Source organism: Rubinisphaera italica, from assembly GCF_007859715.1.
Taxonomy (GTDB): domain Bacteria; phylum Planctomycetota; class Planctomycetia; order Planctomycetales; family Planctomycetaceae; genus Rubinisphaera; species Rubinisphaera italica.
Window position 1 is genome coordinate 692,750 of sequence record NZ_SJPG01000001.1, and the last position, 13,837, is coordinate 706,586.

8 protein-coding genes are annotated in these 13,837 nt (G+C 48.4%); 5 read left to right on the top strand and 3 right to left on the bottom strand.

All coding sequences use genetic code 11. The features are described 5' to 3' along the window. Positions 1-59 precede the first annotated feature (59 nt). Complete coding sequence (locus Pan54_RS02695; RefSeq protein WP_146502034.1) at positions 60-2,177, top strand: hypothetical protein; 2,118 nt, start codon at positions 60-62, stop codon at positions 2,175-2,177. Between the two features lie 68 nt (positions 2,178-2,245). Here Pan54_RS02695 and Pan54_RS02700 read toward each other — a convergent pair whose 3' ends face one another. Beyond that, a complete protein-coding gene (locus Pan54_RS02700) occupies positions 2,246-2,632 on the bottom strand; it encodes a CoA-binding protein (RefSeq protein WP_146502035.1) in 387 nt (128 codons plus the stop codon). A gap of 173 nt (positions 2,633-2,805) precedes the next feature. On the opposite strand from Pan54_RS02700, the gene Pan54_RS02705 reads away from it, so the two are divergent. Further along, positions 2,806-3,984 carry an FIST signal transduction protein gene (locus Pan54_RS02705; protein ID WP_146502036.1) on the top strand — a complete coding sequence of 393 codons (1,179 nt, stop codon included), beginning with the start codon at positions 2,806-2,808 and terminating at the stop codon, positions 3,982-3,984. Between the two features lie 224 nt (positions 3,985-4,208). On the opposite strand, the gene Pan54_RS02710 is transcribed toward Pan54_RS02705, so the two are convergent. Next, the gene (locus Pan54_RS02710) at positions 4,209-5,369 is read right to left on the bottom strand and encodes a hypothetical protein (RefSeq protein WP_146502037.1); all 1,161 of its coding nucleotides are present in this window, start codon (positions 5,367-5,369) and stop codon (positions 4,209-4,211) included. A gap of 308 nt (positions 5,370-5,677) precedes the next feature. After that, the gene (locus Pan54_RS02715) at positions 5,678-6,130 is read right to left on the bottom strand and encodes a division/cell wall cluster transcriptional repressor MraZ (RefSeq protein ID WP_146502038.1); all 453 of its coding nucleotides are present in this window, start codon (positions 6,128-6,130) and stop codon (positions 5,678-5,680) included. Between the two features lie 550 nt (positions 6,131-6,680). On the opposite strand from Pan54_RS02715, the gene Pan54_RS02720 reads away from it, so the two are divergent. The 3 genes from Pan54_RS02720 to Pan54_RS02730 all read left to right on the top strand — a co-directional run bounded on the left by Pan54_RS02720 (position 6,681) and on the right by Pan54_RS02730 (position 13,763). Beyond that, a complete protein-coding gene (locus Pan54_RS02720; protein WP_146502039.1) occupies positions 6,681-8,822 on the top strand; it encodes a prolyl oligopeptidase family serine peptidase in 2,142 nt (713 codons plus the stop codon). Positions 8,823-9,263: 441 nt separating this feature from the next. Next, positions 9,264-9,917: a MotA/TolQ/ExbB proton channel family protein gene (locus Pan54_RS02725; protein WP_146502040.1), complete on the top strand. Its 654-nt coding sequence runs from the start codon at positions 9,264-9,266 to the stop codon at positions 9,915-9,917. 261 nt (positions 9,918-10,178) lie between these two features. Then, a complete protein-coding gene (locus Pan54_RS02730) occupies positions 10,179-13,763 on the top strand; it encodes a tetratricopeptide repeat protein (RefSeq protein WP_146502041.1) in 3,585 nt (1,194 codons plus the stop codon). The last annotated feature ends 74 nt before the right edge of the window (positions 13,764-13,837 follow it).

The window sequence follows — 13,837 nt, forward strand, 5'->3', positions numbered from 1 at the left end:
AGGGCATTGTGTCCTCGTTCATGATTTTCGCTCTTGCGCTCAGCAGTGGCTGTGCAAATATGACTGAAAAGAGAACGATCAGCGCTTTTCAAAAAGGTCTTGAAGAGGGCGATGTTGCAGCCCTGCGCGAAAAGGCAAGTGACAATTTTGAGCAGCACGCTTTACGACATCCCAAATCGAATGATTCTCTGGAACAACTCAAACTCCCGGATGGTGAATTTGAAATCCTGAACGTGGAGGATGTTTCCAAAACTGATAAGAAAGTTACGATCGGCTTTGGAGAAGATAACCGCCGTAAGATTCAATATCGACTTGTTAAAAATGAAGTGACTCAAAAATGGGAAGTCGATGATATCTATCTGCGTCAGAGATCCGGTGAAAAAACAATTACGATGCCAGTTACAGAACAGATGAATGTTCTGCTCTCTTCGCGAGAATTCTATGAGTCGTGGCAAGGTAGCAATCGCGAACAGGCGCTCTCCTATTGCGATGACGACCTGGCGGCTGCGCTTTCGAAGTTGCCGCCAAGTGTTCTGGCCAGTCAGGTTTCTCGAATTGTTGGCAAAAGCGACAATTCGACGAAATATCGACCTGAAGTGCATATCAGTGGAGATCGTGCCTTCGTGAAATTGAATCGGCCTCACGGCAAGATGGAAATTTCGCTTATCAAAACGAATGACAAATGGCTCGTAAATGATTTGGGTTTAGACTCACGGGATTCTGAATACAAAATCGTCTCGCTATTTAAAACCGCAACGATTGCGAATCAAGCGATCGTCTTTCTGGATGCCTGGAACGCGAATGACAAAGCAACCGTTAAAGAAGTGACTGACAAACGCTTCTACGATGCTGGTCTGGAAACTGCCGAATTCCAGGATATGGCCATGCCGAGTTCGATTGACATCGATTCATTCGTCGAAGTGAAACTGCTTGAAGAGCGAGCTGATGTGGTTCTGAACGGTCCTGATCGAACGATTCGGATGACATTGAAAAATCTGGAAGATGCCGACAATGAGTTTCGTGTCGCGGAGGTCATTTTATACGATATAAAACAAGACCAGACACTTTCATTGACGTCTGCACTTTCTGCACGACCAGTCGCGATGCATTTTATTCAATCGTTGCAGGAACGCGACAAGAAGATGCTGCAGTTCGGCTCGACTCGTGATCTGCACGAAAAAACCTGGAATCGTGCTTCCACTCAAACACTCTCGATCGTGCCGATGCCGTTTGTCGATCTGGCCAATGCGAAAGTCGAAGAAACCCAGTTTCTGGGGAATGTCACACACATTCATATGAAATCTGACACAGACAAATTTACGGTTGTCTTGCACGATATCAACGGGAACGTTCTCGTTGATGACTTACTGGTTCAAAGTCAAGAACCGGGTGATGCGTCGAGCAAATCTATGAAGGATCATCTTGGACCCATTATTCCCGTGTACGAACTGGCGGCGAATATTCACCACAATCAAACCAATTCGACGCTGCGACTTGTGACAGACGATTTTTATGATCGCGTCTTTTCTCTCTCCAAAACAATGCCACCCAGTGCGTACGAATTCCTGAACTTCGTTACGCAGGGGAAACCAAAAATTGAAAAAGTGGACGCGGAAGCCGCCAATAATTTGAAGGCCTTGCCGACAGGGCAATCGATTGTTGCACGGCATGTCACCGCTGAAAATGAAACAATTGTCATGTTTGAAACACCAACGGCTACGATGCGAGTATCATTACATATTGAACAGGGATTGCTGCGGGTCGATGATGCGATTGTCTCAGAAAGAAATTCTGAAATTGCTAAGCGATTGAAGCAGTCGATGCGAATGGATCTGGCCTCAGCCAGAACACAAAATATGATCCAAACAGTGAGCGGTGAAATTCGAACATTGCCGGTTGAGAAGCCACAGATGCAGAAACTTCAAGCAAACGAACCACCACTCAAGCATTTAACTCCGACTCAATCCCCGGCACAGCAGGATCAGAATATTGTCACTGCATACTATGAAGAATCAAATGTATCGCAGCCTTCAGCAGTGAAAACAACAAGTGCCCAGATGCCACAGGAAATGAATCGCATCTGTCAGGATTGTCAACCAGTTCCTTCAGAAGGCCTGGCCAGTCCTCTGACTCCGCATCCAGAACATCTTTTGCTGCAACCGATTCCTACAGAATAGTAGCGCAGGTTGTGTTAGCGAAGCGTAACCCAACTTGTGGGGTGAAATTGTTTTAGCATTCAGCATTCCTACTCTGAAAACTCACCAGGCATGTGACCGACGTCGACAATGCTGCAGGCCTGAATCACATTGATTCCCATCGTACGTGCCTGTTCCATCAGCTCCGGATTTTCGCTACCGGGATTGAACCAAACTTCCTTCGCATTGGCAGCTTGAATTTCAGGCAGTAACTTCAATCCAATTGCCGGCGGGAGGTAAACACTGATGCGATCCAGTTGTTCGGCAGGCACTTCTGAGAGCGATGCATAACTCGTCAGACCTTCGATCTGGTCGGCTTTCGGATTGATCGGAAAAACTTCGTACCCCTCGGACAAATGCGCTCTGACAGATTTGTTTCCGTATTTGCTTCTGTTCTGACTGGCTCCGAGAATTGCCACGGTCTGTCTTTTTTTCATTTTCTGCTTCTTCCTCATCTGACGATATCGTCTGTTACGCTTGATCGTTTACAGTCAGACAGGATATCGTTTGTTAGCGAATGGATCGAGGTTCCAATGAAAGAATCCAAGGTGAGGATTGACTGTGAGCCGAATTCGATACAATCGCTTTCAAGAATGGATGGAGTTTGACTATGGAAATCCACGTGCAGCATTCCAACGAAGCTGAAACTTCGCGCGCCGTGGAAGAACTCGTTACACAATTGAAAATCAAACTGAACGGACAAAAGCCACGTTTTGGTTTTCTATTCGTCACACATCATCACGAGGAGCATTTCTCAACGCTCTCCGGATCGCTCCAGGAGAAACTCGGCTGCCAGGATTTTCTGGGATGCACCACAGAAGCCATTATCGCTGAGAATCAAGAGCATGAGAATTTACCCGGGATCGCCGTCTGGTTGATGAGCGATACGGATGCCGAAATCCAGGGATTTCACCTGCAATTCGAACGTGACCAGAATCATGAACGAATCGAGTGTTATGGGCATCCACTGGTGAATTCTTTATCGGAACGCCCGCACGGGGCGGTCTTCCTGTTTTGTGAGCCCTATTCCTCATCTCCACATGTTGCCTTATCCCAATTGACGGATGGCCTGAGTGGCATCCCCATTTTCGGAGGCGTTGCCAGTGGTGGGGTAGGGCCGGGCGAAAGTTGTCTATTCCTGAATGGCGAGAAAATCGATCACGGAGCCGTCGGAATTGTCTATCGCGGAGACCATCGTATTCGGCCGATTGTTTCTCAGGGTTGTCGTCCGATCGGGCATACGTTTGTCGTCACCAAATCGGAAAAGAATATCGTCTACGAACTTGGTGGTCGGCCCGCAATGGCTCAGTTCCGGGAAATGTTCGAAGATCTGACCGAGGTGGATCAGGAACTGGTCCGACAAGGTCCGTTCTTTGGGATTGTGACGAATGAATACAAAAGTGAATTTCAGCGAGGCGATTTCCTGGTCTCTGGAGTTCTCGGAAGTGATCCGGAATCTGGAGCGATTGCAGTCAGTCAACCGGTGCGAGTGGGGAGAACCGTTCAATTTCATGTCCGCGATGCCATCACTGCTGACGAAGATTTGCGTTTGATGATCGAACAGGACCGGAAACTCAATACCCAAAAAGTGAAGGGAGCCTTGCTCTTCGACTGTAACGGTCGCGGTGAAGGTCTGTTTGGGCATTCGCACCATGACGTCAGCGCCATACAGAAGGCTTACGGCCCTACTCCTTTAGCGGGCTGCTACGCCCAGGGAGAAATTGGCCCTTTGGGAGAGAACAGTCACATGCACGGATTCACCGCCAGTATCGCGCTGTTCGAGCAATAAGTAGACGTCGCTCGGCCAATGCATGATGAAATCATCATTTCTATCATGTCTGGTAAATCTGCGTTTACTAATTAACCCGACTAATGGATCGTTCCAATTAAAGCTTCCGGTTGTGTGTCACTGGCTTTGCCAGCGTTAGTCGAGATTAACACTAAAGTTACGATGCACTGGCAGAGCCAGTGGCACCCTGATATTAATTCTAACAGGGCAATAACATGACCTGATCAAGACTTTTCAACAGCCAGAAAGTGATCTTCCAGATTCACTTGGGTCACATAAGGGGCCCGCATCAGGACGGCATCGCGAGTCATCATCTGGGCCAGCCAGCGACGGTGGGCGGTCCATTTCGATAACGTACGTAAACCGTAGCCATACCAGTTTGGTTGATTCAATTGAGCCTGAACGTTCTCGGAAATTCGAGTGAGAGTCGCGGGTAAGATATTCGGTTCTGGTCCCAGATGGATTAACGAATCGATACCCATTTCCAGAATAGCGTGGACACATTTCCAGAGTTGCTGGGGATGATCGACCCAGTCAGTGATAAGTTGTCGGGAATTGTGGCCATTGTAAGCAATATCGCCAGTAACACAGGAAAGAATCGGGTAATCTGGCAATTCCGTGCAGCAGGCAGAAGTTTGTAGCATCACCGCTGCCCGATCACGCAAATGTTTTTGCAGCACGATAGGCGTATGCAAAGGTGGCCAGTGATTGGGGTTTTTCCTGAGGTGGGTCGTTTTAGGAAAATCAGCCTGCATAGTTTCCTTAAAACGATCGATCGTATTCCCTTCTCCCATTAATAACACCGTATTGGGGGCCAGATATGTCGAAATCGCCAAGACACCATTCCCTTGGCAGGTGATGACTTCACATTGTTGACGAATCAATTCCAGATCGAGTTCCGGGCCACGCGAAAACAGGACCCCCATCGTCACATTCGGTGCCAGTTCCGCAGCATCTCGCGAGAGTTCCAGAACAGGTCCCATGGCATGCTCGTAGTCGAACAAACCGCTGACAATGGTCGCGGTGATTTCTCCGAGGCTGTATCCAGTTAAAACACGAATCTGTTTTCTGCGATCTCCCAGAACTTCCAGCATCGCATCCCAGTGAGCTAATTCGACTGCGACAATCATTGCCAAATCTTGTGAATAGGTCGATAAATCGGAAGGACGGTTCAACTCCAGATCTTTTTGCAATGTGGTTTTGATACCTAGTGCGTCTGCACACAGAATATCGGCTTGCTGGAGTCGATCGTGCAGGAGAGGTCCGAGCAGAGAATGTTTTAACAGAGCCGCAGTTTGACCGGCGTTAGTGATGTTGTATCCGCGAAATGAGACCGCGATACGACTGGCTTGAGTAATCTCTGGAAAGTAATCCGGGAGCGCCATGGACGTTACGTCCTTCAGAAAAATCAAGAGCTGTCAACATTGCAATACAAGCACGAAACGCAAGCGAGTGCAACGTCATGAAACAACTTACTTACTCACGCTTCGTGCTTGTAGAATATGGTACTTGATCGGTAGGCATAAAAAAATCGATCGAGATAGGATCCATCCTTCTCGATCGAGCACGTGCAGGAATGATCAACGATCAAACCTGCCCTCAAGGGCAAGATTCCTTTCCGGCCCTGTTCCACGTCGCCCGGTAAGGCAGCGGGAAATATACCGAACGAGCTAAATCGCTCGAACTGAGGTGTTTATTGCTTTTCAAGTGCCTGCATTGCTGCAGTTGTGAGTGAGTCGAATTCATCTGCATGGCTGGCCAGGAGGGATTCCCATCGGGTTGTTTCCCAGATTTCCGCATGATCCCGCACTCCCACCAGTGTTGTCTGACTTTCCAAACCAGCGAATGCAACAAGCCGGGCAGGTAAGCGAATACGCCCCTGCTTATCGGGTTCGAGGCACTCGGCCTGGGAATAAAACATCCGCAGGTAATTGCGAACGTCAGATTGAGCTGAGGAAAGTTTTGTGAGACGGTCAGCCAGCTCCTGGAAGGATTTTGCGGAATACAACGCAATACATCGATCGTTTCCGGGAGCGGCATAGAGGGTCGTTTCGGTGTCTGAAAGAATTTGATCTCGGAAAGGTTTGGGTAGCGCAAGTCGATGCTTGTCATCGAGCGACCGCTCGAAAGTTCCAGTTAATGGCATCTCCCCACTTCTCCCCACTATTCACCAATTGGCACCAATTTACCCTCCGATTCTCCATCGTCAAGATAGGCCTTGCGGGATTGCGAAAACTGGTCCCTGGAAATCGCCTTAGATTCTTATCCTGCATATAGTTACGAATTCTTCATTTTCAAAATTAACGAACGCCAGCCAGGTGTTCGGGTGAACATTTATTGGGTCGGGTGTTACCCAAATGGGCTTCCCACATTTCCCCACCGATGTGAAAGATTATGGGGCTTCACCCTTGTATTTACGGAGGAAATGAACAATTGAAATGATCCGATCAGATTTCGCGTCTGAGCGTGGGGACTTGTGGGGGGGGATCGCGTTATGGAGTGATGAGCTGGGTGGATGGAATTGAAATTCAATCGAAGTCCTGAGAATTGCCTGGGGTGTTGGTGCTGTCGTCACAATTTCATTCGGATTGCAGCTTCCCTTTCCAGGCGGCGTGACTTTCCGTTGTGATCAGTTATTATTCCAGATACACGTCTCAACTGATTACCGTCCACCTGATGATCTCGAAGGATTCGCAATGAGGTATCTGCTGACCGTTTCGCTGTTTCTTGGTTGCACTCTGCTCCAATCTCTTTTCACACACTCTGCGATGGCTGCTGACTTGAATTATCCTAAGACGAAAAAAGTCGATCAAACCGACATTTATCATGGCAAAGAAGTAGCCGACCCTTATCGCTGGCTCGAAGATGACGTTCGCGAGTCTGACGATGTCAAAGCCTGGGTCGAAGCAGAAAATAAAGTGACTGATGCGTATCTGGCTCAGATTCCTGCTCGTGAAAAAATCGAGAAGGAAATGCTCAAGCTCTGGGACTATGCAAAATACTCGGCTCCCAGCAAACATGGTGGGCGGTACTACTTCCAGAAGAATGACGGACTGCAAAATCAGGCTGTTCTGTACATGATGGAAAGTCTGGAGGACGAACCCGAACTCTTGATCGACCCGAACACCTGGTCCGCAGATGGCACTGTCGCTCTGGATGGAATGGCATTCAGCGATGATGGAAAATATCTCGCTTACGGCATTCAGGAAGCCGGTTCTGACTGGCGAACCTGGAGGATTATGGACATTGCCACTAAGGAGCTGTTATCGGAAAAGCTGGAATGGCTCAAGTTCACTTCAGCCGTTTGGACTCCAGACAGCAAAGGCTTCTTCTATGGACGATTTGCCGAACCGAAAGAAGGGGAAGCGTTTCAGAGTTTGAATCTGAATCACAAGCTTTACTATCATCGGGTCGGAACTCCTCAAAGTGAGGATGTACTCGTTTACGAACGTCCCGATCAACCGGAATGGGGCTTTGGACCAACGGTTACCGACGATGGACGATATCTGATCATTACCGTCTGGAAGGGAACCGCCGATAAATATCGCATCTTTGTCAAAGATTTGACGGAACCTTACGGCATTCCTGTTCCACTGATCGACCACTTTGAAAACGAGTATTCGTTCCTTGGAAATGATGGCGCTCGTTTCTACTTCAAAACAGATTTGGATGCTCCAAATAAGCGAATCATTGCGATCGACATTCGCAACCCCTCTCCGGAAAACTACGAAGAAATTCTGCCGGAAGGCTCCGAGCCGATTGAGTCGATCAGTGTTATCGCCAATCTCTTTGTGGTCAGTTCACTCAAAGATGTCAAAACCGAAGTTAAAATGTATGGTCTGGATGGCCAATTTATCCGGGAAGTGAAATTCCCAGGCATCGGTACAGCATCGGGATTCGATGGGGAGCGCAATGAAATTGAAACTTTCTACTCATTCGCCAGCTTTACCACGCCTCCAAGCATTTATCATTACAACATGATTACCGGCGAGAGCAAGCTTTTCCGGCGATCGGAAATCGATTTTGATGAAAGTGAATACGAACTTAAGCAGGTCTTTTATGAGAGTAAAGATGGCACGAAAGTCCCCCTCTTTATCGCTTACAAAAAAGGTTTAAAACTTGATGGCAACAACCCGACGCTCCTTTACGCGTATGGTGGATTTAATATCTCTCTGACGCCCTACTTTTCAATCAGTCGTGCTCAGTGGTTGAAAATGGGAGGAGTCTATTGTGTGGCTAACCTACGTGGCGGCGGCGAATACGGCGAAGATTGGCATCAGGGCGGCATGCTACATAATAAGCAGAACGTCTTCGATGACTTCATCGGAGCAGCCGAGTGGTTGATCGATAATAATTACACGAGCCGCGAAAAACTGGCGATTCAGGGTGGCAGCAATGGCGGTTTACTGGTCGGAGCCTGTATGACCCAGCGGCCAGATTTGTATAAAGCCTGTCTGCCTGCGGTTGGTGTGATGGACATGTTGCGTTTCCAGAAATTCACAGCCGGTCGCTACTGGGTCGATGAATATGGCTCCTCCGATGATCCTGAGCAGTTTGAAACTCTCCTCAAATATTCACCTTATCATCAATTGAAACCGGGGACAAAGTATCCCGCGACGATGGTCACGACAGCCGATACAGACGATCGGGTCGTTCCGGGGCACAGTTTCAAATTCGCGGCTCGCCTGCAGGAATGCAATGCAAGTGACGAGCCCGTTCTGATTCGTATCGAAACCAAAGCCGGTCACGGCTCTGGCAAACCAACTTCAAAAATCATTGAAGAATTAGCCGACGTTTACGCGTTTCTAGTGAAAGAACTCGGAATGGATTACAAATAAGCTAGTGCGTCATCTACACTTATAAATTGGGATTGGTGATGTTGTAAAGCACGACAACGGAGTGCGTTACCGTTATTAGAGGTCCAATTCTAAGCCCTGACAGGGCACTAGTGAGACAAGCACGAAGCACAAGCGAGTGTGTTGAAAACTCATCCTTGTGACACACTCGCTTGTGCTTCGTGCTTGTAATTGTGAGTAATCATTCCCAAGCTTTAATTATATTGTTTGAAATCACATAAACATTTTGATCATGGTCGTTTAACCGAAATATTAATCGAAAGCCGTCCCCTCGCTGACGCTTCGGGTTAAGATCACTCGTGTAAAATTCGGGAAATAAGTTTTAATAAAATATTGCCAGGCAGGAGCCTGGTCTTTAGTTTTCATGGATGATCATCGTAACTCACCAATAACTTTTTCTTTGGTGTCAGATTAGCTGGATTCATGGAATACAACTTTGCTCCGATTTTTCAGGCTTCTGCGACCGCGATCTATTTCGCACTCGCGGCGACGGCTGTGTTTGGAGTTTTTCAGGTCATTCTGCTGGCTCGTAAAATCTCTGAAAAACGGATGTCAGCCGCTGCGACCGATCAGTTTCGGGAGCAGGTTCAGGCAATGATTTTGAAGCAGGACTGGCAGGGAATTGCTCAGTTATGCGATTCTCCAGACTACTGGTCGCGTGCGGTTCCTCAAATGGTCTTGATTGCGATCGAACAGATTGACCGCCCACCTGCAAAACTTCGCCAAATTCTGGCAGGACGTTTTGAACGGGATGTCATGGCTGATCTCGAATACGGTTCGTCGTGGATCAATACCATTGTGAAATCGGCTCCCATGCTCGGTTTGCTGGGGACTGTCAGCGGGATGATTCAGGCGTTTGCGAAAATTGCAGACACTCAGAAAACCGGAGGGGATCCTTCTGCACTTGCTGGAGAAATCAGTTTTGCCCTGTTCACAACGGCTCTCGGTTTAGCTGTGGCTATCCCTCTAGTGGTTGCGGGAGCATTTCTGCATATCCGTATGGGAAAACTGCAGGATCATGTGCAATCGGAATTAAGTTGGTTCCTGGATGAACTCGATGCCGTTCGTTCTCAGTAAAGCCTGTCTGCACTCATTCGATTTTCAAGAACTTAAGCCCGTTTTTTCGTACTGGATTGCGAACCTATCAAGAAATCGAATAATGTAGTTAGTTCTGTGGTGTCTTCATCACACTAATCTCACTTCACACTTTCCGAGTGATTTCACTTATTATGATCTCACTCGCTGTTCCTCGATATGAGTTAAACAATGACACACTGTTGGCATTTTTGCACCAAGCTCAATGGAAGTATTTCCAGCGCAATGAGTCACTATGGTCGAATGATTTCCAGTAGACTTCCGGGAATTATCTTCCTGTTGACTCTGAATGTGATTTTTATCAATTCGTCGACCGCTGGTGAGCCGTACCTGAAATTCCTTGAAGGTTTGAGGGAACGGCAATATTACGACACGGCCATGCAATACCTGCAAACTCTGGAGGAACGTCCAGATGTTCCTCAGGAGATTAAGCAGATATTACCTTATGAGCGTGCACTGACATTACTGGCAAGTTCCGGCTATGTGCAAAGTCCAGAAGCTCAAACCGAACAACTCGATCAGGCTCAGGCATTTCTGGAAAAATTCCTGAAAGATTCCCCCAAACATGAACTTGCCCCTCGGGCCAATACCGAACTTGCCAATATTATGCTGGGGAAAGCCCGCGTATTGATCTGGCAGTCCCATTCTCCATCGAATGTGGAAAACCGGGCTAAGTTTCAACAGGATGCCCGTGCCTTGATTGGAACGGCTCGTAAGATCTTCCAGAATGCCAACGATTCCTACAAAACACTCTGGGAAAGTTTCGGTGTGTTTATTCCCGAAGATGAAAAAGAAAAGCGGGCTCAAAGAGAAACGGTAGAAGGCTTGTTCATGCGGGCTCAGCTCGACCTTGCCTCCTGCACTTATGAAGAAGCTCAAACATACGACAAAGGTTCTGATAAATATCTGGAGACGCTTCGTAAAGCTTCGCTTGAATTCGAAGACCTCCACACGAAGTATCGCAGTCAGTATGCCGGCTTATTCGCACGTACAATGCAGGGAAAGTGTTTCGAAGAACAAGACGATATCCGAAAGGCGATCGGGATTTACGATGAACTGCTCAGCCATCCGGGCAAGTCGGCTGGTTTGCAGCGACTGCAAAGTCAGGTGCGTCATTTCCGTCTGATCTGCCTGAATCATGAGACCCGTAAGGATTATCAACTCGTTATTATGGAAGCCGACGAGTGGCTCAAAGCGAATCGCGCTTTCGCTCGCTCGACAACGGGACTGGGAATTCGCTGGGAAATGGCTCAGGCCCAGGAAAAACTGGCGATGGATCGCACGACAGTCGAATCCGACAGAACGCGACTTCTTCGACAAGCCCTCGAAAATGCCCGCGAAATCAATAAGTATGCCGGCCCTTATAAAGACGTTTCCAACAGCATGATCCAACGTGTGTTGGTCGCTTTGGATCGTGAGCCTGGAGACCCAAAGGATTTCGATTCTGCATTTGGGACCGCGAATAGCTTACTCGAACAAATCGGCAAACTTCGCGAACAACTCAAAGCCGCAGAAAAGACCGGCAATAAAGAAGAAATCGCCAATGTCGAAGGCGAATTGCAGGCCGTATTAAGCGAGACAGAACGTCTTTACAGACTCGCTCTGAATCTGGTAACTCCGACAACCGACATTTCGCAAATCAATGCGACTCGGTATCGACTGGCCTACATGTTCTATCTGCAGCGAAAAAGTTTTGAAACGGCAGTGGTCGGAGATTACGTTGCATCACGAGCCATGAATTCCGATCCGACGATGGCTCTGGATGGCGCCTATCTGGCAATGGCTGGATTAATGCAAGCCGTGAATGATGCCCCCAAAGATCAGAAAAAAGATATCCTCAACATGATGGTGGATACCTGCGAACGGATCGCCACGAACTGGCCGAATTCTGACCGGGCGACCGATGCCCGTATGGAAATGGGGCGTATCTATCGCCTGTATGAAGAACCGCTCGAAGCCGCAAAATGGTACTCCGAAGTTCCTGATACTGTGCCGCAATATGCAACCGCTCAACTTGAAGCCGGTCAGGCTTACTGGAATGCCTATCTGAATGCGATCGTCAAAGAAAGCAGCGAAGCAACTCCACAGGAATTGAAGGAGTGGCAGAATCAAGCCGCGAAATACCTGGCCAGTGGAATCGAAGCACGTCAAAAAGGGCTCCCGGAAAATCGGGAATCGCCACCGGAATTAGTTCGTGCCAAGGTCTCACTCTCTCAAATTGAAATCATGCGAGGAAATGACGCAAAAGCGGTTGAGTATTTAACGGTCGAACCCCATTCGGTTGTTAAGGCAGTTGCCGTTGAAGAAGGGAAGCCCCGCCCGAAAGAAGAATCCAACGTCAAAAGTACGAACTTTGCCAGCTTTGCCTATCAGCAACTGCTGCGGGCCTACATCGGTACAAAACAGCTTGACAAAGCCGAAGAAGCTCGAACTCAACTGGAGAAAGTCGCTGGTCAATCAGGTGGCGAAGCACTGACTGCAGTTTACGTGGAACTCGGTCGGGAATTACAGAATGAACTCGAACGTCTCAGAAAACAGGGCGATCAGCAACGACTGGCCGATGTCCGCAGTGGATTTGAGTCCTTCCTGACGACTCTTTTTAATCGGAAAAGCGGTCAGAATTACAGTTCTCTGATCTGGATTGCGGAAACATATTTCGGACTGGCCGAAGGGACTTCCGAGGAGCCTCAGAAAGCGAAGCAGTATTACAGTTCCGCTTCAAAGACCTATCAGGAAATTATTAATCGCGGAAAGAACGACACGAAATTTATTGATCCAGCACGCCTCATGGGGGTCCGCTTGCGCCTCGTGAATTGCCAGATTGAGGAAGGCGATTTTACTTCCGCAGAGGAAAATGTCAAAATTATCCTTGCAGATAATCCCAAAGCTCTCGATGCACAAATCGCAGCTGCGGATGTGTATCAGGCTTGGGGAAATGCGGATCGCGAACCTGAGAAATTTCTGATTGCTGTTCGTGGCAAGGAGGCGGATGGGGCTTCGATCTGGGGTTGGGGGAACATCGGAAAACGTCTGCTGATGATTATTGATGGGGGAGCTGCTCCGCCGGAATACATCGAGAGAAACCGGGAGGTTCAATACCATCTGGCTGAAAGCCGAGTGCAGTATGCCGATTTTGCATCCGACCTGAAAGCTTCAGAAGAACAACTCATGCGTGCCAAAGCCGATATTGTGACCTTTGCCCGACTTAGCCCAGATCTTGTCGACACTCCGTGGTGGGATAAATTCGACGAACTCTATCGTAAGGTTCAAACAAACCTTGGCCAAGCAGCAGTTCCATTAGAGAAGCCAGATCCAGGCAGCCTGCTTGCAAAGGGAAACAAATCAGGAAGCAATTACGATTCTGGTGAGGCAAACGCAATTCCAGTCGTTGTCGATGCCCCTCCTCCGAAACCACCCGAACCAAAAAGCCAGCTGAGCAACTATATTCTGATGGGCGTGGTCGGTTTATTTGGTCTCGGGATTATCGGTTACACGATGAAGTCGAGCAAAAAATCAACTCGTCGTTCGACTGCGGAAATGGTAGCAACCATGCCTAAAACGATTGAAGAACCACGTCGTAAAACCAAGCCTGCGGCACCTGCTTCGGCAGACCCGCCTCGAAAAAGCAAATCGACCGAACAACAACGACCAGTTGATCCTAAAGTTGCTGCTCAGAGGGCTGCCGCGAAGAAAGCGGCTGCTCAACAAAAAGCAGATCCCGCTGCAGGGAAAAAGCGGCCTGCTGGCGAACAACCACGAAAGCGGAAGCTGACTCCCGAGGAAGTTGCCAAACGGAAGGCTCGAAAAAGACCGCCGTCCGCCGAATAAATTCTGAAATCAAATGCGATTCGTCGCATCATCATCATTCATTGTGAACACTGACTGGTGCCTTTGACTGCACC